At 45.2% G+C, this 22707-nt stretch carries 15 protein-coding genes and 2 tRNA genes; 13 read left to right on the top strand and 4 right to left on the bottom strand.

All coding sequences use genetic code 11. From position 1 onward, the window contains the following. Positions 1 to 76 precede the first annotated feature (76 nt). Together ACQRBN_RS11200 and ACQRBN_RS11195 are read right to left on the bottom strand one after the other, a co-directional pair. A tRNA-Gly gene (locus ACQRBN_RS11200) sits at positions 77 to 147 on the bottom strand. A gap of 8 nt (positions 148 to 155) precedes the next feature. Further along, positions 156 to 230 (bottom strand) — tRNA-Pro (locus ACQRBN_RS11195). 424 nt (positions 231 to 654) lie between these two features. Between ACQRBN_RS11195 and ACQRBN_RS11190 the strand changes: the two genes are divergently transcribed. Then, on the top strand, positions 655 to 1521 hold the full coding sequence (locus ACQRBN_RS11190; RefSeq protein WP_427739078.1) for a C39 family peptidase: 867 nt from the start codon (positions 655 to 657) through the stop codon (positions 1519 to 1521). A gap of 96 nt (positions 1522 to 1617) precedes the next feature. On the opposite strand, the gene ACQRBN_RS11185 is transcribed toward ACQRBN_RS11190, so the two are convergent. Continuing rightward, positions 1618 to 3075, bottom strand: a complete 1458-nt coding sequence (locus ACQRBN_RS11185; RefSeq protein WP_427739077.1) for a RyR domain-containing protein — start codon at positions 3073 to 3075, stop codon at positions 1618 to 1620. A 151-nt stretch (positions 3076 to 3226) separates the two neighbouring features. Here ACQRBN_RS11185 and ACQRBN_RS11180 point away from each other — a divergent pair, with 151 nt between their 5' ends. The 6 genes from ACQRBN_RS11180 to ACQRBN_RS11155 all read left to right on the top strand — a co-directional run bounded on the left by ACQRBN_RS11180 (position 3227) and on the right by ACQRBN_RS11155 (position 13613). Then, entirely contained in the window at positions 3227 to 7450 is a 4224-nt protein-coding gene (locus tag ACQRBN_RS11180) for an SNF2 helicase associated domain-containing protein (protein WP_427739076.1), read from the top strand. A gap of 43 nt (positions 7451 to 7493) precedes the next feature. Next, positions 7494 to 7643 (top strand): CD1871A family CXXC motif-containing protein, encoded by a 150-nt coding sequence (locus ACQRBN_RS11175; protein ID WP_427739075.1) that lies wholly within the window; start codon positions 7494 to 7496, stop codon positions 7641 to 7643. Positions 7644 to 7650: 7 nt separating this feature from the next. Next, entirely contained in the window at positions 7651 to 8496 is an 846-nt protein-coding gene (locus tag ACQRBN_RS11170) for a 4Fe-4S binding protein (RefSeq protein WP_427739074.1), read from the top strand. Positions 8497 to 8719: 223 nt separating this feature from the next. After that, the gene (gene clpB, locus ACQRBN_RS11165) at positions 8720 to 11299 is read left to right on the top strand and encodes an ATP-dependent chaperone ClpB (RefSeq protein WP_427739073.1); all 2580 of its coding nucleotides are present in this window, start codon (positions 8720 to 8722) and stop codon (positions 11297 to 11299) included. 7 nt (positions 11300 to 11306) lie between these two features. Beyond that, complete coding sequence (locus tag ACQRBN_RS11160) at positions 11307 to 12506, top strand: Y-family DNA polymerase (protein ID WP_427739072.1); 1200 nt, start codon at positions 11307 to 11309, stop codon at positions 12504 to 12506. Between the two features lie 243 nt (positions 12507 to 12749). Continuing rightward, positions 12750 to 13613 (top strand): YitT family protein, encoded by an 864-nt coding sequence (locus ACQRBN_RS11155; protein ID WP_427739071.1) that lies wholly within the window; start codon positions 12750 to 12752, stop codon positions 13611 to 13613. Between the two features lie 268 nt (positions 13614 to 13881). Here the strand turns inward: ACQRBN_RS11155 and pepT are convergent, their stop codons facing one another. Continuing rightward, positions 13882 to 15102 (bottom strand): peptidase T, encoded by a 1221-nt coding sequence (gene pepT, locus ACQRBN_RS11150; RefSeq protein WP_427739069.1) that lies wholly within the window; start codon positions 15100 to 15102, stop codon positions 13882 to 13884. Between the two features lie 126 nt (positions 15103 to 15228). Here pepT and ACQRBN_RS11145 point away from each other — a divergent pair, with 126 nt between their 5' ends. The 6 genes from ACQRBN_RS11145 to rsmB all read left to right on the top strand — a co-directional run bounded on the left by ACQRBN_RS11145 (position 15229) and on the right by rsmB (position 22689). Continuing rightward, positions 15229 to 16695, top strand: coding sequence for a UDP-N-acetylmuramoyl-L-alanyl-D-glutamate--2,6-diaminopimelate ligase (locus ACQRBN_RS11145; protein ID WP_427739068.1), 1467 nt, complete (start codon positions 15229 to 15231; stop codon positions 16693 to 16695). After that, positions 16685 to 18913, top strand: coding sequence for a replication restart helicase PriA (gene priA, locus ACQRBN_RS11140; protein ID WP_427739067.1), 2229 nt, complete (start codon positions 16685 to 16687; stop codon positions 18911 to 18913). Before ACQRBN_RS11145 ends, priA begins: the two co-directional genes overlap by 11 nt. A gap of 18 nt (positions 18914 to 18931) precedes the next feature. Next, complete coding sequence (def, locus tag ACQRBN_RS11135) at positions 18932 to 19405, top strand: peptide deformylase (protein ID WP_427739066.1); 474 nt, start codon at positions 18932 to 18934, stop codon at positions 19403 to 19405. After that, positions 19406 to 20344 (top strand): methionyl-tRNA formyltransferase, encoded by a 939-nt coding sequence (fmt, locus tag ACQRBN_RS11130; protein ID WP_427739065.1) that lies wholly within the window; start codon positions 19406 to 19408, stop codon positions 20342 to 20344. Positions 20345 to 20652: 308 nt separating this feature from the next. Continuing rightward, the gene (locus ACQRBN_RS11125; RefSeq protein WP_427739064.1) at positions 20653 to 21360 is read left to right on the top strand and encodes a zinc metallopeptidase; all 708 of its coding nucleotides are present in this window, start codon (positions 20653 to 20655) and stop codon (positions 21358 to 21360) included. Between the two features lie 15 nt (positions 21361 to 21375). Then, a complete protein-coding gene (gene rsmB, locus ACQRBN_RS11120) occupies positions 21376 to 22689 on the top strand; it encodes a 16S rRNA (cytosine(967)-C(5))-methyltransferase RsmB (RefSeq protein WP_427739063.1) in 1314 nt (437 codons plus the stop codon). Positions 22690 to 22707 lie beyond the last annotated feature (18 nt).

Here is a 22707-nt window from a genome sequence, read left to right as displayed (position 1 = left end):
TAATCCTCCGTTCAAATCCTCAATTCATAGATTGGCATGTTAAAACAAAAAAGCCCTGATTAACGGGCATGAAAAGAGCGGGTGATGGGAATCGAACCCACGTATCCAGCTTGGAAGGCTGGTGTTCTACCATTGAACTACACCCGCATAAAGTATCGGGGTGACAGGATTCGAACCTGCGACCTCCTGGTCCCAAACCAGGCGCTCTAGCCAAGCTGAGCCACACCCCGACCGGTATTCTGTTGGAGTCGTTCTTACGACCGAGGTATATGTTAGCACTTTTGGAGAGAAATATCAAGTGCTAATTTGAAAAATGTTAAAAAAATAGTAACAGTTCAGCCCGCGCCATTCGCAAAACGCATCTGCGATACTTCTCCGCTGCTACGCAGCTCTTTTTGCTCATAAAATGGCGCTCTGCTCATAAGCCGGATTGTGTGTTCATTCATGCAAGCATGATTCGCCCACAATCCGGCTTATGGCTGAACTGTTACAAAAAATACCAGAATATGAAAAAACAGGATTGATTTGCATGGAGAATTAAAGAATTCTTAAGTTGCCTCGCATATGGCGGTAGAGTATAATTAACAGCATGAAGTTGTATGAATGCATATTATAAATAGATGAAATAATTACCAAACGAGAGGATGAGTATAGATGAGTAACAATAGGAGGAGGAATTCCCGGCGCAAACAGCAGGTGCGCCGTCAGTTGCTATTGTTGGGAATGATTGTGATTCTTATCGTTAGTGCACTGGTTTGTTGTCATATACGAAGGAATAAAAAGGAGGCATTGGCAGGGGCTTCTAAGATAGAACAGCGAGATGAGACGAAAAAGGCTGTAGATAAGACTGAGTCGATTGAGACGGATGCACAGAGGGTTGAGCGGGTCAAAAAAGAGGTGCGGAGCAAGGGGTGTCCAACAAGCGTGATTGAATTATTGGATAAGAATGAAGAGACATTGGATTTTGTTGAAGATTATGAAGAAAAGAAGGATCTGCCGAGTGCGGATACGATTGGAGAAGATCTGGTAGAAGGTCAGATTCCTAAGTTATATCAGTGGGATGAGCGCTGGGGGTATGCCGGATATGGGACGAGTATTGTGGCTGTCAGCGGATGCGGACCTACATGTATGGCGATGGTTGCGGCAGGGCTTACCAACGATGCTTCGATTACTCCGGCGAAAGTAGCAGCATACGGGACCGAGCATCAGTATATAGATGAGAATAATGATACATACTGGAGATTCATGAATGAGGTAGGGGCTAACTGGAACTTGTCTTGTTATGATGGACAGTTGACGGAGGATCAGGTAAGAGCGGAACTGAATGCAGGACATCCGATTATCTGCAGTGTGGGTCCTGGTGATTTTACGCAGAACGGGCACTTTATTGTGCTGACAGGATATAAAGATGGCAGTGTTACGATCAATGATCCGTTTAGCAGGAAGAATAGCAGCCAGCCGTGGGTATATGATGAGATTGCAGATCAGATTAAGGCAATGTGGGTGTATTCGGTTCGATAAATCAAAGTGCATGAAGAAGGCGGTAGTTTCACATGGAATTACCGCCTTCTATTGATGAATGATGCTTATAGTTTTATAGCATTTTAACAGATAAAATTAGTCCATAATGATATTTAAGAGGATTCTTATATTCTCACGGTCTTTTTCTTTATCCTCTTCACTCAGAGAATCATAGGGAATCAGGTCTGTATGAATCCGCAGATTCTTGTCTTTGTTCTTTCCATTAGCCGGAACGCCATATGTCCAGTTATTCAGATAATGATAACGGCACCAGCGAATATGCTCCAGTTCTGCCAGCAGTTCCATCTGTGCGGAAGTAAGTTCGCTAAGCAACTTATTGTCAGAAGAGTGTTTATCAGCAGGGATTCCCCAGGTTTCCAACATCTGTAGGCGGATCTCATGGTAATCTGCGGAACTGATATTAGAGTAACGCGTGAAGGAATCCAGTTTCTTCCACTCTGCTTCTTTTGTTTTATCATCTTCCGGTACACCCATATAAATATGGCTATATCTAAGGTTGATTCGTTTGGCTCGCTCAAGAAGCGGCTCATCCAGGAGATTGGACAGGCGCAAAGCCTCGCGCCTCCATGGGAACAGCCGGATTCGTTCTTGTGCCTCCAGAAAATCTACGGAAGCATCCTCAGCCATAAATACATCGAATATTTTGACCGGTATGGTGAATAAGAGGTCTTTGAGCAATTCTGTCTGGGAGGCTTGGGTACAGAGGATGATTCGGTCAGAATCTCTCATCAGAGAAAGATTCTGATACCATTCCTCCTTGTGGAAATATACTTTATCACCGATGGAATCCATCTCTCTATGCATACAGGAGAAACCTTCGCTATCACCAAAGATATGGTATTCGATCAATTGATCTGGTGAGAACAGGTTATCCTGAAGTCCCCATAAGAGAAGTTCTTCACCTAATTTCCCGAATCCTAAGATCACAATCTTCAACTGATGGTCAGAATCACAGGACTGCTGATAGAGTCTTGCCTGTTTCCAGAAAAGGCGGGCGGCAGTTTCTTCCGGACAGAATAATTTCAAATCACCGCCGATTACAGTCTGTGCCTGTAGAGAAGAACATTCAAGGTAGACGGTTTTTCCGGTCAGGCGTGACTGGTTCGTGCGGTAGAATGAGAAGTTCTTGCTCTCATCATCCAGAAGAATGTATCGGTCCGCTTTCACGAAGGACTCTTTGCCTTTAATCCCTTTCCTGCCAAGTTCATTCAGAACATCTGCAGTCTGATCTGGTTCTCCGTATACCGCGATGCTGCCGCCGCGCAGGTATATGATCCAGTTATGCCATCTGGTGTGGAGTACAGAAACAGCGAAGATGATTCCGCTGGCTGTCATAAGCGGGGCAGTCCATCTGGCAATCTCTATATAGATATTGGCCGGGGTATCCCCGTAATTCAGGAAATACATGGCAACGCTGGAGAAAAGAGCATCCTGCAAGGGGATATGTTCCAGCCAGAAGAGACCATAAGTGCCAAGGATGAATGGCAGGATGAAAATGAATGTTTTTTTAATATTGATTCGATTGTTGGACATGGGTCACCTCGTTAAAATGATATATAAGATTATGCTACAATTACTTTTAATTGTAACAGATTAGAGAATTAATTGCCATCAGTTTGATAAATTACGGTGACATAGGATAAGGCAAATGATATAATATGGCGCAGGAAAGGAAATTGCTAAGATGGAATGGGAACAAAAGTTTGATAAAGATACATTAGAAAGAGGGAAGGCATCTTTTCAGAAGAAAAGAGTTGCGGATCTGAAGGAGACAAATGTTGGTTATGAAGGAGTCGTGTTAGGAAAAGAGCGGTTTGAAGTATCTATTCGGATTCGTGATGATCAACTGGGACGGATGCGGTGCAGTTGTCCGGTATCAAAAGTCGGAAGAAACTGTGAGCATATGGCGGCAGTGCTATACGCTATTGAGGAGCATAACAAGACGGAAGAAGAGAAATCAGCAGAAGCGATGCTTATGGAACAGTGGCTGAAGATGGATCAACTTCTCAGGCAGCAGGAGAAAGAGCGGCAGGCTGAGGAAAGACGACGTCTGGAGCAAGAAGCGCAAGAAATAAGAGCGGCAGAGTTGAAAAGCAGGCAGGAAGCGGAGCGTGCGGCAAAAGCGGCAGAGAAAGCGAAAGCCGCCGAGGAAGCCCGGCAACAAGAGCAGGAGAGAGAAGACCGCCGTCGTGCCCGAAAGGAACGAAAGGCAGAGATGGCAAGGAAAAAAGAGGAGCAGAAGAAGCGGGCAGAAGAGGTGAGCAGACAGGAGAACGAGAAACGTCTGGCTGAAGAAGCCAGACGTCAAAAGATTCGAGAGCAAAAGGAGGAAGAGGCTCGTCATAAAGCCGAAAAGAAACGAAAGGAACAAGAAGAAGCAAAAAGACTTGCCGATCGGAAACGAAGAGAAGAGGAAGAAGCGAGGCGTCTTGCCGAGCAGAAGCGTAAGCTGGAGGAGGAAAAATATCGTAAGAAGGAAAGCCGCAAGTTGGAATATACATTGCTGGGTAATCCGGGGGTCGAAGAGATGGAGGCAGAGGGCCCGGAAGATTATCGTAAGAGCATGGATGAATTGGAAAACTATAGTTTTTTCAATGGAACTCGTATTAAGAATTCAATGGTGATTCCGGCAGATGCCTTCCGCAGAGGAAAGAGACTCTATCAGGAAGGAACTATTAAGTTGGGAAGAATTGTATCCGGCTATGACAGTTATAATGGTGAACCGCTGGGACAGATTGAAGCAGTAGGGATATCCGAAAGTGAGGAATTTCCAATTCGTATGATATTCTCTTCCACAGAGATTAAAAATTCGGAGTGTGAATGTCCGCAGTGCAGACGTAGCTATTATACATGGAATTCCAGAAAGACAAACTGTCCTTATAAGGCAGGAGTATTGAGCGTTCTGGAGGAGTATCTGAATACACATAATTTTGAAGATGCAACGAATCAGAATGGTCAGATGATCATGAATTATTACGGGGAACAAAGGGCGAATCTGATAGCGGAGGATGTGAATGTTAAGAAAGAGAGTTTGCGATTGCAGCCAAGACTGACACGTAAGGATGGAGAATTATCCATATCTTTTAAAGTCGGAGATGGGAAAATGTTCGTTGTCAAAAAGTTGGATGATTTCTGTGAAAATGTCAGGAATTCAGCCACGGATACATACGGATCGAAGACGGAGATCAATCACAGCCTGGATAATTTTACCGAAGAGGGAAAAGCCTGGATACGGTTTGTCAGCCGGATCGTGCGTGAAGAAGAGGAGTTCCAACAGAGATTGTTGGAGTCAAGAGAGTATTATTATTATCGGAAAAAGGGAGTTGGAAGCACACTGCATTTGTTTGGATGGAGATTGGATGAGTTCTTTGACCGGATGGCAGAGGGAGATATCGAGTTCGAGGATAAGGATTGTGCCGAAAAGAAGAAAAGGGGAATCTTGTCTCATGCCATGCGTAATCCCCAAATATCCATGCGTATTATGCCAGAGCGGATAGAAGAAGATGAGGGATTCCATGGAGTGCGTGTAGAGGGAAGCCTGCCGGAATTATATTATGGAATGGATTCGGCTTATTTTATTGAAACTGACTGCCTCTGTCGGGTGGAGGAGGATTTTGTTAAGAAGATTGAACCTTTCGCTAATCTGGCAGTTGACGGTACGTTTTCTTTTGTTGTAGGGCGAAAGCATATGGCAGAGTTCTACTACAGGATATTGCCGCAGTTAGAGGGTGTGGCAGATGTTATGGAGACAGATCCGGAAGTATTCAGAACCTATCTGCCGCCGGATGCACAGTTTACCTTTTATCTTGATGCCGAGGCGCAGAATGTTACCTGTCAGGTGAGTGCGAGATATGGTGATAAAGAAGTATCGGTATTGGAAGGTATTCGTATGCGTCACGAAGGAGAACTTGAGTCTTTTCGGGATGCTTCCAGGGAAGAAGAGATCTTGTATCAAGTTCTGCAATGGATACCGGTGATTGACTGGGAGAAAGAAGAACTGCATTGTGATGGGGATGAGGAACAGATATATCAGGTTATGGAGCATGGCACAGAGCGGCTGATGGAGTTGGGAGAAGTGCGGTGTACCAAGCGGTTTCTTAATCTTCATGCAATCAGGAGAGTGAAGCTATCGGTAGGAGTCTCTGTTTCTTCGGGGCTTTTGGATCTGGATATTCAGACTGAGGATGTTCCTGCAGATGAACTTCTGGATATCCTGAACAGTTATCGCAAGAAGAAGAGATATTATCGGCTGAAGAATGGATCTTTTGTGAATATGGAAGATTCGTCTCTTGCCATGCTTGCTGAGATGCTGGATGCCATGCATCTGAAGCCGAAGGAACTTCTGAAGGGACGGATGCATCTTCCGATGTATCGTACGCTGTATCTGGATAAGATGCTGGAAGAACATGAAGAGGTCTATAGCAACAGAGACAGCCGTTTCCGGGAAGTGGTGAAAGGTTTCAAGACTATTAAGGATGCAGATTATGAGGAACCGGCAAGCCTTTCAAAGATCATGCGCAAGTATCAGAAGAATGGATATAAGTGGCTGCGTACTCTGGAATCCTGGCAGTTTGGCGGAATTCTTGCGGATGACATGGGACTTGGCAAGACTTTGCAGGCGGTTGCGGTATTATTGGCGGCAAAAGAGGAGAGAAGAGAGGGACCTTCTCTTGTTGTGGCACCGGCATCTCTGGTATTCAACTGGGGAGAGGAATTCATAAGATTCTCACCGGAACTTAAAGTGTCTCTGATCGTGGGCAATCAGGAGGAACGTCAGGCTAAGATTGCGGTGTATCAGGATTATGATGTTCTAGTGACATCTTATGACCTTCTGAAGCGGGATATAGGATTTTATGAGGAGATACAATTCTACTATCAGATTATAGATGAAGCACAGTATATTAAGAATCATACCACGGCAGCGGCAAAGGCAGTAAAGGTAATACACAGCAGGATACGCTATGCTTTGACCGGCACACCAATCGAGAACAGGCTGAGTGAGTTATGGAGTATTTTCGACTACCTGATGCCCGGCTTTCTGTATGGTTATGATGTATTCAAACGAGAGATAGAGACTCCAATTGTAAAGAACAATGATGAAGTGGCAATGAACCGCCTTCAGAAAATGGTAAGCCCGTTCATTCTGCGAAGAGTGAAAGAGGATGTGTTGAAAGATCTGCCAGAGAAACTGGAAGAAGCACGCTATGTAAGGTTCGGAAGTGAGCAGCAGAAACTGTATGATGCACAGGTGTTGCATATGAAAGAAGATATTGCAAGGCAGGATGATGCGGAATTTAATAAGAATAAGATGCTGATTCTGGCAGAACTGACAAGGCTTCGGCAGATATGCTGCGATCCGTCACTTTGTTTCGATAACTACAAGGGTGAGACCGCCAAACTTGAGGCATGCCTCCAGTTGATTCAAAGCGCGGTTGATGGCGGTCACAGGATGCTTGTATTCTCGCAGTTTACTTCGATGCTGGAGATTCTTAAGAATAGGCTGGAGGAATCGGGAATCTCATACTATATGATTACAGGCAGTACTTCGAAAGAAAAAAGGTTGCAATTGGTGAAGGAGTTTAATGAGGGAAATGTGTCTGTATTCTTGATCTCATTAAAAGCAGGAGGCGTGGGCCTGAACCTTATCGGAGCCGATGTGGTGATCCACTATGATCCATGGTGGAATCAGGCGGTACAGAATCAGGCGACTGACCGCGCCCATCGTATCGGGCAGACGAAGAAGGTAACGGTCTACAAACTGATTGTTAAAGACACTATTGAAGAGAAAATACAAAAACTTCAAGAGACGAAAAAGAATCTGGCAGATCGGATCGTTGGCGGAGAGACGGCACAACTTGGCAGCCTTGGAAGAGAAGAGATATTGGAATTGTTGGGAGTGGAAGGATAGAGATCGTGAAGACAGAACTTAAAGGAGTAAAAGGAGAATAGTAATGGCGAAAATAAGGGAATCCAGATGGATAGGAATTGTGATAGCTATGCTGGGGATTCTGATGATGGGATATGGAATCTGTCGTGGCGAAGTGGATGTTGTGTTGGCAAAAGCAGTAAGAATATGTTTGGAGTGTATAGGAATTGGATAAGCAAAAGATGAAAATCAATGAATGGTCCCGTCATGGAATTCAGGCACTGTGGGCATTGCTGACGAACAGTTATCTGGCTGGATTCCTTCAGGGGAAGATTTACAAAGGAAATTTAAAGAAAATCTGCGTTCCCGGACTTAACTGCTATTCCTGCCCTGGGGCGGTCGGAGCCTGTCCGATTGGGGCGATACAGGCAGTTGTGGGTAGTTGGAATTTTAAAATGGCATATTATGTGATTGGCTTTCTGATCTTTATAGGAGCGATGATCGGACGAGTGGTATGTGGATTCTTGTGCCCATTCGGGCTGATTCAGGAGTTGCTGCATAAGATTCCATTTCCGAAGAAAATCAGGACTTTTTACGGGGATATATTATTAAGAAAGTTGAAATATGTGATCTTCGCGGTATTCGTGATCTTGCTTCCGCTGTTCGTTGTGGATATCATGGGGCAGGGAGCGCCGTATTTCTGCAAATTGATCTGTCCGGCAGGGATGCTGGAGGGGGGAATCCCGCTGGTTCTGATGAATCAGTCCCTGCAAAGTGCAGTAGGATGGCTGTATGCGTGGAAGGGTGTGCTGCTGATGATCACAATCATACTTTCGATGATCATCTATCGTCCGTTTTGTAAATATATCTGCCCGCTGGGGGCGCTGTATTCTGTTTTTAATCCGATCTCGATTTTCAGATATCGGGTAGATGATGAGAAGTGTGTGCATTGTGGAAAGTGTGCGCAGACGTGTCAGATGCAGGTGAATCCGGTGGAGAATGCGAACCATCCGGAGTGTATCCGGTGTGGAAGGTGTAAGAAGGCTTGCCCGGTGGGAGCGATTAGTTGTGGGATGAGAAATAGGTAAGTTTATTAATTTTTAGGAAGGTAGATTGGACAGCGAGTAGAGAAAAACCATAGTTGATAGTGAGTTTTAAGTTTAGTGAAACTAGGACTTTAGAGGTTTCACTAAATTTTTATAATCTTTTTGGCACTCACCACTTGACAGTGCTAACAAAAAGCGTTAATGTTATATTGCAAATAGAACAAATCACTAATTTAAGATAACGTTATACGAGGAGGTTGTCACTATGAATATAAATAAATTTACGCAAAAATCCTTACAAGCAGTCCAGAACTGTGAGCGCGTGGCATTAGAGTACGGCAACCAGGAGATTGAGCAGGAGCATCTGCTCTATGCATTGCTCACACAGGACGACAGTCTGATTCTCAAACTCTTGGAGAAGATGGGAATCGATAAGAACAATATCATTAACCGCACAGAAGAAGCATTAAGGAAGCGTACCAAAGTTCAGGGCGGTCAGCAATATGTCGGTCAGGACTTAAACAAAGCCCTGATTCATGCGGAAGATGAAGCAAAGCAGATGGGAGATGAATATGTATCTGTTGAGCATCTCTTTTTGTCGCTGATAAAATATCCGAATAAAGAGATGAAGTCCCTTTTCCGGGAAATGGGTATCAAGAGGGATGAGTTCCTGCGGGCATTGTCCACTGTTAGGGGAAACCAGCGTGTAACCAGCGATAATCCGGAAGATACCTACGATACGCTGAACAAGTACGGCTCAGATCTTGTAGAACGTGCAAGAGAGCAAAAACTAGATCCTGTGATCGGACGTGACTCCGAGATACGTAATGTAATTCGTATCCTTTCCAGAAAAACGAAGAACAATCCGGTATTGATCGGTGAACCTGGTGTTGGTAAGACTGCAGTTGTCGAGGGACTGGCACAACGAATCGTCCGTGGCGATGTACCGGAGGGCTTGAAAGATAAGACAATCTTTTCCCTGGATATGGGAGCGCTTGTGGCAGGTGCCAAGTATCGTGGAGAATTCGAAGAGCGTCTGAAGGCAGTGCTGGAAGAAGTGAAGAACAGTGACGGCAAGATTATTCTTTTCATCGATGAACTTCATACGATCGTAGGTGCCGGTAAGACGGACGGTGCTATGGATGCGGGCAATATGTTGAAACCGATGCTTGCCAGAGGAGAACTTCACTGTATCGGTGCGACAACTTTAGATGAGTACCGTCAGTATATTGAAAAGGATGCGGCTTTGGAGCGTCGTTTCCAGCCGGTAATGGTAGATGAGCCGACGGTTGAAGATGCAATTTCTATTCTTCGAGGCCTGAAAGAGCGTTATGAAGTGTTCCACGGCGTTAAGATTACAGACGGTGCGCTGGTTGCGGCAGCGACACTTTCTGATCGTTATATCTCAGACAGATTCCTGCCAGATAAGGCGATTGACCTTGTTGATGAGGCTTGTGCCTTGATTAAGACGGAACTGGATTCCATGCCGACAGAATTGGATGAATTGCAGCGTAAGATTATGCAGTTTGAGATTGAAGAGGCGGCGCTTAAGAAAGAAGAAGACCGCTTAAGTAAAGAAAGGTTAGAGCATCTGCAGCAGGAATTAGCGGAACTTCGGGAAGAATTCGCCGGAAAGAAAGCCCAGTGGGATAATGAGAAAGTAGGAGTAGAGCGCGTTCAGAAGATTCGTGAAGAGATTGAACAGGTGAACAAAGCCATTGAGAAAGCGCAGCATTCCTATGATCTTGAGAAGGCGGCAGAACTTCAGTATGGAAGACTCCCGCAATTGCAGAAGCAATTGGAAGCAGAAGAAGCGAAGGTGAAAGATGAAGACCTGTCTCTGGTACATGAGAGTGTGACAGATGAGGAGATTGGAAAGATCGTATCCCGATGGACAGGAATCCCGGTAGCGAAGTTAAATGAGAGCGAAAGAAGCAAGACACTGCATCTGGCAGATGAACTCCATAAGCGTGTGATCGGTCAGGATGAAGGTGTAGAACTGGTGACAGAAGCGATCATCCGTTCCAAAGCCGGAATCAAAGACCCGACAAAGCCAATTGGATCATTCCTGTTCCTTGGACCGACAGGTGTTGGTAAGACAGAACTTGCGAAAGCGCTTGCTGAGAGTCTATTTGATGATGAGGGCAACATGGTGCGAATTGATATGAGCGAGTACATGGAGAAATACTCCGTGTCCAGACTGATCGGAGCGCCTCCGGGATATGTAGGATATGATGAAGGCGGTCAGTTGACAGAGGCTGTTCGTAGGAAACCATATTCCGTTGTACTGTTTGACGAGGTCGAGAAAGCGCATCCGGATGTATTCAACGTACTTTTGCAGGTATTGGATGATGGACGGATTACGGACTCTCAGGGACGTACCGTAGACTTTAAGAATACGATTCTGATCATGACATCTAATATCGGTTCATCCTATCTTCTGGATGGAATCGATGAGCAGGGCAATATCAGTGAGGCAAGCCAGCAGGCGGTTATGAATGACTTAAGAGCACATTTTAGACCGGAGTTTCTGAACCGTCTGGATGAGATGATTCTCTTTAAGCCATTGACGAAAGAAAATATTTATGACATTATTGATTTATTAGTAGCAGATGTTAACAAACGTCTGACAGACAGAGAGATTCAGATTGCACTGACAGATGCCGCCAAGAATTATGTAGTAGAAGGCGGATATGATCCGACTTACGGAGCAAGACCACTGAAGCGTTACTTGCAGAAGAATGTGGAAACACTTGCGGCAAGATTAATGCTTCAGGGAGATATCGGTGCAGGCGAAACGATTGTGATAGACGTAGTAGATGGTAGATTAATGGCAAGGAGTTAAGCCCGAAGTGTCAGTAATATTTCATATTGATGTGAATTCCGCTTATCTTAGCTGGACAGCGGTGGAACAATTGAAGAACGGAGCAAAGACAGACTTAAGAACCATTCCGTCTATTATTGGCGGAGATCAGAAGTCCCGGCACGGAGTGGTGCTGGCAAAGTCTATCCCTGCCAAGAGATATGGCATTCGTACAGGAGAACCTGTTGCGAATGCCATTCGTAAATGCCCGAATCTCGTAATGCAGTCGCCAGATCACAGGATGTACCGGCAATACAGCGACAAACTGATGGAGTTCCTGAAAAGTTACACTCATAAGATTGAGCAGGTCAGTGTCGATGAATGTTATATGGATTTTACCGAGATTGCAGGAAGATATACTTCTTCGGTAGAAGGTGCGATGGAGATTAAGAACGAGGTGTATCGAAGATTCGGATTCACAGTGAATGTTGGAATCTCCAGTAATAAATTGTTAGCGAAGATGGCATCGGATTTTGAAAAGCCAAACAAAGTCCATACCCTGTTCCCGGAAGAGATAGAGGTGAAAATGTGGCCGCTTCCGGTGTCAGAACTCTATATGGCAGGTCGTTCCAGTGCGGAGACTTTGCAGAAATTAGAGATCCTTACCATAGGTGATCTGGCACAGGCAGACCCGAAGATCTTAGAATTACATCTGAAAAGCCATGGGAGAAAACTCTGGGAATTCGCCAATGGTGTCGGCAGTGCTGTGGTGGAGGCAGAACCTGCGGAAGCGAAAGGAATCGGGAACTCTACAACACTTTCGCAAGATGCTGTCACGGAAGAAGAAGCAGGAAAAGTGCTGAAAGAACTTGCGGCAAGTGTGGGGAGAAGACTTCGAAAAGCCGGACAGAAGGCAGGAATGCTGAGTGTGGAGATAAAGTATTATACTTTCGACAGTGTGTCGCACCAGAAGCAGATAGCGAAGCCAATGAATCAGGATGAAGGGATCTATAAAGAAGCGATGACTCTTTTCCGGGAATTGTGGGACGGAACACCGATCAGACTGTTGGGAATCCGAAGTTCCAAATTGGTGGAAGAGAGCGAGCCGGAGCAGTTGAGCCTCTTTGATATGCAATTCCAGCCTGATCCGAAGAAGGAGAAAAGGGATAAGATTAACAAAGCATTGGAAGGGGTTCGGCATAAGTACGGAGAGGATATTGTGACAAAAGGTTCTAAGAAGACTTATTGACAAAATAAAGTTTTATGGATATACTAATAATCAGAAGAGCAGTTGCGAATTATATTTTTATAGTTTGCGGCGGCTCTTTTTTTGTAAGACTAAAATTAGGGGAAAATATTTGTCTTACAAAGATTCTTTATACATTATCGGGCAGAGCCCGCCAGCCAAAGGCATGAATTACGGGATGCTCGAATGAGTATAACATAATTTTACTTTTTACAAATGAAAGTTGACGATTAGGAGGTTTTTGTGATGAAAAATGTAAAATGGAAAGAATTGGGGATTGATGTTCTGATTGATATTGTGGCAGGAATGCTGATTGCTGTCGGAATCTATAATTTTGCGTTGAATGCGAATTTCCCTGTGGCTGGTTTTTCGGGTATTGCGATTATTCTGTATCATTTGTTTCGTATTCCTGTGGGAATTGGGACGATTGTACTGAATATTCCGGTTGCTATTTTTTGTTATAAGTTTTTGGGAAGAACATTTTTCTTGAAATCAGTGAAAACAATGATTATATCCTCGCTGTTAACGGACTATGTGGCTCCGCTTCTTCCGGTATATACTGGGGACCGTTTGCTTGCTGCTATCTGTATGGGTGTTCTGTGTGGAGTTGGATATGCTATGATATTTATGCGGGGATCTTCTACAGGTGGCCAGGATTTTATCAGTATGTCTATTAAGAAAGTAAAACCACATTTTACATTGGGAATTATTAATTTTGTGATAGACTTTGTTACGATTGTGTTGGGAGCCCTTCTTGTATTTAAAGATGTCGATGGAATGCTGTATGGTATTATTGTTACTTATCTGCTTGCAGCTGTGATGGACCGAATCATGTATGGTATCGATGAAGGTAAGATGACGCTGATTGTAACCGAGCATGGAGATAAGATTGCAGAGCGGATTGACGAATATTCTGGCAGAGGATCGACAATTCTGCAGGGAATCGGCAGTTATTCAAAGCGGAAAAAAGATGTCGTAATGTGTGCATGCAATAACAAGCAAATGTATACGATTAAAAAGATGGCACGTCAGATTGATCCAAAGTCATTTACGATTATTATGGAATCTAATGAGGTTGTGGGAGAAGGGTTTAAGGAAGATGTGCAGTGATTAGGATGGGGTGATTGGCTGCCGCCATGGAAGACGGTTGGTGAAGTGGCTGCGAGGTTCCGCTCTACCTCAGCTAACGCAGGAATTCCTAAACTTGCGGGATAGTCGCAGAATGCTGCTCCCATCCCGCAAACCAAGGACTTCCGCGTGGATCTTCGGAACGCTCCACTTAACCTTCGCCACTCCACCAACCGTCTTCCACGGCTGCGTCAATTACTGGCAGCGTGGGGCGGGAGTGAGAGTAGAAGGATATTGGTGGGGTAACATGTTATTTTGCGTACAATCTTACAATTTCTAGTGCTACTTCTACAGCTTTATCCATACCTTCAACCGTAATATGTTCATATGGTCCATGATAAGCGTGGCCGCCGGTTCCGAGGTTCGGGCAAGGCAAGCCCTTGAAACTTAACTGGCATCCATCGGTGCCGCCGCGGATCGGAAGAACCAGTGGTGTTACGCCGGCATTCTCGCATGCGGTTTTGGCATTGTCGATCAGATGCATGCATCCGGCGATAATCTCTGCCATGTTCTGATACTGCTCGGTGAGAGTAAGTGTCACTGTTCCTTCTCCCCATTTGGCATTCATATTTTTCTCAATCAGTCTCAGAGTATCTTTTCTGGCTTCAAAGTAATCTTTGTTGTGGTCTCTTACAATATAGTTCAACTGAGCTTCGCCGCATTCGCCGGACATGCTCATGAGATGATAGAAGCCTTCATAACCTTCTGTGCCGCGTGGAGTCTCCATGCCAGGCAGAAGAGAGTTGATCTCCATAGCTACCAGGCTGGCATTGATCATCGTGTCTTTTCCGGAACCTGGATGTACATTGAAGCCTTTGACATCGAATCTTGCTTTGCAAGCGTTGAAGTTCTCATACTGAATCTCGCCTTCTGTGTCACCATCCAGCGTATAAGCATAATCAGCGCCGAATTCTTCTACGTTAAAATGATCCGGACCAAGTCCAATCTCTTCATCCGGTGTGAATGCAACACAAAGCGGACCATGAGGAATCTTCTCTTCCTGAATCTTCTCAATCATCGTAAGGATCTCGGCGATTCCAGCCTTATCATCAGCACCCAGAATCGTAGTTCCATCGCTGGTGATCAGTGTACGGCCTTTCAGACCTTTTAGATGTCCAAAAGTCTCAGGGCTTAAGGACAGCCCGCTATCTCCAAGTGCAAGTTCTTCTCCGTCATAATTCTCTGTAAGGATTGGCTTAATGTCATGGTCACAGAAGTCAGCAACCGTGTCCATATGAGCGATAAATCCGATTGCAGGCTTAGTTTCCAGTCCTTCGGTGGCTGGTAGTTTGCCATATAGATAACAGTGCTCATCGAGATGCACATCAGATAATCCCAGTTGTTTCATTTCTTGCTCCAGAATTCTTGCAAGATCAAACTGACATTCCGAAGACGGAACCGTCCCACTATTCTCATCACTAGGTGTCCTCACCACAACATACTCCAATAATCTTTCATACGCTCTTTTCATCGTAATAGTCCCCCTTTTCTAATGTATAGCGCATTATTTCTTAGATTATAACATAAGAAATCCTTTGCTGCATCTATAAAAAATGTTATACTGTACAATAAACAAATATCCAGGAGGCAATAGACCATGAGATTAACCCAGTTGTTAGAACGTTTACAATATGAAGTCATCCAGGGAAGTGACGAGATAGAGATTACCGAATTGATCAATGATTCCCGGAAAGTAACTGAAGGAAGCGTATTCGTCTGCATCAGCGGAGCCGTATCAGATGGACATGTATATGTACAGGATGTGGCATCCAAGGGCGCAGCAGCAGTGATTGTACAAAAAGAGGTGGAAGCACCGGAAGGCTTAACCGTGATCCGTGTAGAAGATACCCGTTATGCATTGGCTCTGATGTCAGCAGCATATTTCGGATATCCGGCTGAGAAATTAAAAGTAATTGGAATTACCGGAACGAAGGGAAAGACTACTACCACCTACATGGTGAAATCTATTCTGGAAGGCGTCGGTCATAAAGTAGGATTGATCGGTACGATTGAAGCACTGATCGGAGACAAGAGCATCCCGGCGAATAATACGACTCCGGAATCTTACACGATTCACAAGTATTTTGCAGAAATGTTAGAAGCAGGATGCGACAGCGTTGTAATGGAGGTGTCTTCACAGGGCTTGATGCTTCACCGTACTGCCGGTATCATGTTTGAGATCGGTATCTTCACGAATCTTGGCGAGGATCACATCGGACCGAATGAGCATAAAGACTTTGATGATTATAAGCGCTGCAAGGGAATCCTCTTCACACAGTGTAGACTTGGCATTGCCAATGTGGATGATCAGTGGTATGAAGATGTATTCAGGAATGCGACCTGCAGGGTTGAGACATTTGGCTTTTCTGAAAAGGCAGACCTGCGTGCAACAGATATCCAGCATATTACAAGACCGGGATACCTGGGGGTAAAATACCATGTGAATGGTCTGATGGATTTTGACGTGGAGATCAATATTCCGGGAGATTTTAGCGTATATAATTCACTGACAGCCATTGCGGTATGCAGACATTTCGACGTACCAATTGAAAATATTAAGAAAGCATTGAAAGTAGCGAAAGTAAGGGGGCGTATTGAGATGGTGAAAGTCTCCGATCATTTCACCATGATGATAGATTATGCGCATAATGCCATGAGTCTGGAAAGTCTTCTGCATACGCTTAGAGATTATAATCCGGAGAGGATTGTGACCATTTTCGGCTGTGGTGGTAATCGCTCCAAGACCCGCCGGTATGAGATGGGAGAAGTATCAGGGAATATGTCTGATTTCACCATTATTACATCGGATAATCCGCGCTTTGAAGAGCCGGAGGCAATCATTGCTGATATTGTTGTAGGAATAGAGAAGACGGATGGAAAGTATATTGCCATCTGTGACAGAAAAGAAGCCATTCGATATGCCATCGAGCATGGACAGCCGGGAGATGTCATTATCCTGGCAGGAAAGGGACACGAGACCTATCAGGAGATTAAGGGTGTGAAATATGATATGGATGACCGTGTTCTGATTAAAGAAGTATTAGAGGAGTTACATGTACGTTGATATTATTATAGACATCACACATGAAAAACTGGATAAAGTATTCCAATATAGCATCCCCTCTTCTTTGGAGGGGATGCTTAAGATTGGAACGGAGGTTGTCGTGCCGTTCGGAAGAGGCAACAAGGAGACGAAGGGATACGTGATCGGCTTCTCCAAGAAAGCGAACTATGACGAGACAAAGATAAAGGAGGTCATAGGAGTTGCGCGGGGAAGCGTTGCAATCGAGGCGAAACTGGTAGCCTTGGCGGCATGGATGAAGGAGTATTATGGCGGAACAATGATCCAAGCGCTGAAGACGGTGATTCCGATTAAGAAGGAGGAGCGTGTCAGGGAGAAACGGCGCCTTCGCCTTCTGTTAGAGGAAGAGGAAGGAAAAAAACAACTGGATATCTATCTCCACAAGAATCAAAAGGCGAGAGCAAGGCTTCTGGCAGCAATGTTAGATCAGCCGGAGCAGGATTATGATTTCCTTACGAAGAAATTAAATATTACGAGAGCCGTTGTGAGATCCTTAGAGGAGCAGAAAGTGCTGGCGCTGGAATCTGAGAAGGTATTCCGCAATCCAATTAAGCATAAGAACTGTGCAAGAGAGGCGGTATGTTTTAATGATGAGCAGCAGCAGGCAATTGATACATTCTGGGAGGATTACAGCCGGGGAATTCGGGGAACCTATCTTGTGTATGGTGTCACAGGAAGCGGTAAGACAGAGGTCTATATGGAGATGATCGGGCGTGTTCTCAAGGAAGGAAAGCAGGCAATTGTGCTGATTCCGGAGATTGCCCTGACCTATCAGACGGTCATGCGGTTCTATGGGAGATTCGGTGACCGGGTATCCATCTTGAATTCCAGAATGTCTCAGGGAGAGCGTTACGATCAGATGGAGCGGGTGAAAGCAGGAGAAGTGGATGTTATGATCGGTCCGAGATCTGCACTATTCACTCCATTTTCGAACTTGGGTCTGATTGTCATCGATGAGGAACATGAGACGACTTACAAGAGCGAGCAGGTGCCAAGATATCATGCCAGAGAGACGGCACTCAAGCGTGCCGAGATGGAAGGCGCGAGTGTGATTCTTGGTTCGGCCACACCGTCTCTGGAATCATTCTATGCATGTCGAAGTGGGCGTTTCCGGATATTGGAATTGAAACAGAGGGCAAGCAGGCAGGAACTGCCTCAAGTATATGTGGAAGATATGCGAAAAGAATTAAAATCAGGGAATCGTTCAATCTTGAGTGACCATCTGAAGGAATTGATGGAGATACGCCTTGCAAAGAAGGAGCAGATGATGTTATTCTTGAACCGCAGGGGCTATGCAGGGTTTGTTTCTTGCAGAGCCTGCGGATATGTAGTAAAATGTCCTCACTGTGATGTGTCGCTTTCGGCCCATCGAAATGGGAAACTGGTATGCCACTACTGTGGGTATGAGGAATCACAGATTCATATCTGTCCATCCTGCGGTTCGAATTACATCGGCGGCTTCAAAGCCGGTACTCAGCAGGTAGAGGAGATGGTGAAGCGACAGTTCCCACAGGCACGGGTGCTGCGGATGGATATGGATACTACCAAGTCTAAGGATGGGCACGAGAAGATCCTCGAAGCATTTGCAAATGAAGAGGCGGATATTCTGATTGGCACGCAGATGATTGTAAAGGGACATGATTTCCCGAATGTGACGCTGGTTGGGATTCTGGCGGCAGATATGTCCTTGTATTCCAATGATTATCGGGCAGGAGAGCGTACTTTCCAACTGCTTACTCAGGCGGCAGGACGTGCAGGGCGTGGCAAGAGTAAGGGAGAAGTAGTGATACAGACATATAGCCCGGAGCATTATAGTATTGAGAGGGCGGCAGCCCAGGATTATGAAGGTTTCTATGAAGCGGAGATGAATTATCGGGAGTTGATGGGATATCCTCCGGTAGAGCAGCTTCTGGCAGTATTGATGATGGGACCGGATGAGCAGGTGCTTGAGACAGCGGCAAAGTATCTGAAGGAATTCGCTCTGAGAGTAGATAAGAACCGAAAATTGCAGATCATAGGTCCGGCAAGTCCCTATGTGGCGAAGGTCAGCGATGTATACCGCCGGGTGCTGTATCTGAAAGGAGAAGACTATAGGATTCTGATAGAGATGAAGAACCGAATGGAGCAGTATATAGAGATTAATAGTGGATTTCAGTCATTGCGGATTCAATTTGACTTTAATCCGATGAATGTATTTTAAGAGAGGAGAGAAAGGATTATGGCAATAAGAACGATTAGAGAACTTGGAGATGAGGTTCTGACGAAACCGTGTAAGGAAGTAACGAAATTAACGTTGAGAACGAAGATTTTGATTAACGATATGCTGGATACGATGTATGAGGCGATGGGAGTTGGACTTGCAGCACCGCAGGTGGGAATTCTTAAGAGAATCGTGGTGATTGATATAGGGGATGGACCAATCGTGCTGATCAATCCTGAGATCATTGATACAGACGGAGAGCAGACTGGGGAAGAAGGCTGCCTGAGTGTTCCGGGCAAAGCAGGAGTGGTAACCAGACCGAATTATGTGAAGGTCAGAGCCTTGAATGAAGAGATGGAAGAGATTGAACTGGAAGGAGAAGGATTGCTTGCGAGAGCATTCTGTCATGAGATCGATCATTTGGACGGGAAGATGTATGTGGAACTGGCAGAAGGCGGGATTCACGATGTGACTTACGAGGAGGAAGAATAGATGAAGGTTATATTCATGGGAACGCCGGATTTCTCTGTGGGAACGTTGGAAGCGTTGATCGAGGCAGGGCATGAGGTGGTGCTTGTGGTTACTCAGCCGGATAAACCGAAGGGCAGAGGTGGCAAGATGCAGTATACGCCGGTAAAAGAAGTGGCGCTTGCGCATGGAATCCCGGTATTCCAGCCAAAGAAGGTAAGAAATCCGGAATGTATCGAAGAACTGAGAAAATATCAGGCTGACATTATGGTAGTCATTGCATTTGGTCAACTCCTGCCAAAAGAGATTCTTGAGATGACTCCATACGGATGTGTGAATGTTCACGCATCACTACTCCCCAAATATCGAGGAGCGGCACCGATCCAGTGGGCGGTCATAGACGGTGAGGGAATATCAGGCGTAACCACTATGCAGATGGACGAAGGGCTGGACACTGGTGATATGATCCTGAAGACAGAGGTTGTACTGGATGAAAAAGAGACCGGTGGAAGCCTTCATGATAAACTGGCAGCAGCAGGTGCCAAATTATGTGTGCGTACGCTGAAAGCCCTGGAGGATAAGACCGCCACATGGGAAAAACAGGGAGAAAGCCCGACAAAATATGCCAGGATGTTAGACAAAAGCCTTGGAAATATTGACTGGAGCAAAGATGCGGTATCCATCGAGCGCTTAATCAGGGGCTTAAATCCGTGGCCTAGCGCATATACAAATTGGAATGGCAAGGTAATGAAAATCTGGGAGGCAGAAATATCAGAAACACAGACCGAGGCTGCCCCAGGAACTATTGTAACTGTAGAAAAAGATGGATTCTGTGTACAGACAGGAAAGGGACTTCTAAAAGTACTGTCACTACAGATTCCAGGCAAGAAGCGAATGGAAGCAGATGCGTTCCTGCGCGGATATCAGATTGAAGAAGGAACAGTATTATCCACCGGTATCTGAGGAATTCATTAATAATTGTTAAATTTATATGAAAAACAGGTATTCCACCTGTTTTTCGTATATAATATCCGTATGACAATGAGTCGTGCGAAAATAGGCAGTGATAATTAAGGCAGCTTGCAGCCTTAATTATAAGTGAATATTTTCATAGGGCGAAGCCCGCGACCCCAGGGACTGAAAGTTCCTGGGGTCAGCACGACGGAGTTCCCAGCAGAAACAAGCAGTGATAATTAAGGCAGCTTGCAGAATTAATTATCAGTGAATATTTTCATAGGGAACCCTAATTATTAAAACAGGAGGCATCTCATATGTTTTTTCCAATGTATTTTGATCCGACATATATACTGGTTCTGATAGGCGTAGTGATCTGCTTGCTTGCCTCATCCAAGATGAATTCGACTTTTAACCGATATTCCCGTGTCCGCAATCATTCTGGCATCACGGGGAGAGAAGCGGCAGAACAGATATTAAGGCGTGCAGGAATCTATGATGTAAGAGTAGAACACGTATCCGGTAATCTGACGGATCATTATGATCCAAGATCGAAGGTATTAAGATTATCCGATGCGACCTATCATTCGACATCTGTTGCGGCATTGGGCGTGGCAGCCCATGAGTGCGGACATGCAATGCAGCATGCTACCGGTTATGCACCGCTTCAGATCAGAGGGGCATTGGTTCCGGTTGCTAATTTTGGCAGTGCGATTGCGTGGCCATTGATATTAATCGGACTCTTCTTTGGAGGTCAGTCTTCAGTAATGTTATTGAATCTGGGCATCTTGGCGTTTTCGATGGCAGTTCTGTTCCAGATTGTAACCCTGCCTGTTGAATTTAATGCTTCTAACCGTGCAATCCGTATCCTGGGAAGCAGCGGCATGCTATATGAAGATGAAGTGAATGCTACGAAGAAGGTTCTGACAGCGGCCGCCCTTACTTATGTGGCAAGTGCAGCGTCAGCGATACTGCAATTGCTTCGTATTTTGATTCTGACAGGGTATCGCAGAAACGACGAATAGTAGAGGGAGAGAGTTATGGCAGCATCTATAAGCGGGCGTGAACTTGTGCTGGAAATACTGCTTCAGATTACAAGAGATGGGGAGTACAGCCATATTGCACTTAAGAATGTTCTGGATCAATATCAATATCTGGATAAGAAAGAGCGTGCGTTTATCACGAGAGTGGTAGATGGCACGCTTGAACGCATGATAGAGATTGACTATATCATCAATCAATTTTCCAAAGTAAAAGTGAATAAGATGAAACCTGTGATCCGCACCATCCTAAGAAGTGCGGTATATCAGTTAAAATATATGGATAGCGTACCGGATTCTGCGATATGCAATGAGGCGGTAAAACTTGCCGCAAAGCGCGGATTTACGAATCTAAAAGGGTTCGTTAATGGCGTGTTGCGTAATATTAGCAGGAATCTTGCGGATGTTACATATCCTTCAGAAGAACAGTCTGTCTACAGCCTTTCTGTTAGGTATTCTATTCCGGAGTGGATTCTGAACCAGTGGCTTGCAGTGTATGACAAGGCTACAGTATGTGCGATGGCAGAAGAATTCCTAAAAGAGAAACTGCTTACGGTTCGGTGCAACTTGGAAAAGATTGGGAAAGAAGAATTAATGCAGATGTTGGAGGATGAAGGAGTTACCGTAGAGGAAGTTCCGGACCTCCCTTATGCATTGTATTTGTCAGGTTTTGATTATCTGGCGGGACTTATGAGCTTTCGGAAGGGTTATTACCAGGTGCAGGATATCAGTTCTATGCAGGTTGCTGAGTGGGCAGCTGCAAAAGAGGGGGATTATATTATCGATGTATGCGCTGCGCCGGGAGGTAAAGCGATTCATATAGCAGAGACTCTGAAAGGAACCGGATATGTTGAGGCAAGGGACCTGACGGACTATAAGGTGGGCTTGATCCTGGAGAATATTATAAGAAGTGGTCTTATGAATATAGAAGCGGTACGGCAGGATGCTACTGTGATGGATGAGAAGTCCAGAGGTAAAGCGGATATCGTGATTGCAGATCTCCCGTGCTCCGGTCTTGGAGTACTGGGGAAAAAGCCGGATCTTAAGTATAAGATGACGGAGAAGATGCAGAAAGAGTTAGTGATGCTTCAGCGTCAGATATTGTCCACAGTGCAGGCGTATGTTAAGCCGGGCGGCAGGCTTCTCTATAGCACTTGCACGATCCATCAGGGAGAGAACGAAGAGAATGCCAAGTGGTTCTTGGGAGAGTATCCGCAGTTTGAACTGATTGAACAGAAGCAGATGCTGCCGGGACGGGAACCTGGAGATGGATTTTATATTGCGATGTTTAAGCGGCGACCTCAGGCAGAATGATATGGGTGTTATGATAGA

Origin of the sequence: Bariatricus sp. SGI.154 (genome assembly GCF_050313795.1) — a bacterium.
In the GTDB taxonomy this organism is placed as follows: Bacteria; Bacillota; Clostridia; order Lachnospirales; family Lachnospiraceae; genus CAMBRQ01.
Note: the sequence above shows the minus strand (reverse complement) of the source record. Positions and strands in the feature narration are given on the sequence as shown.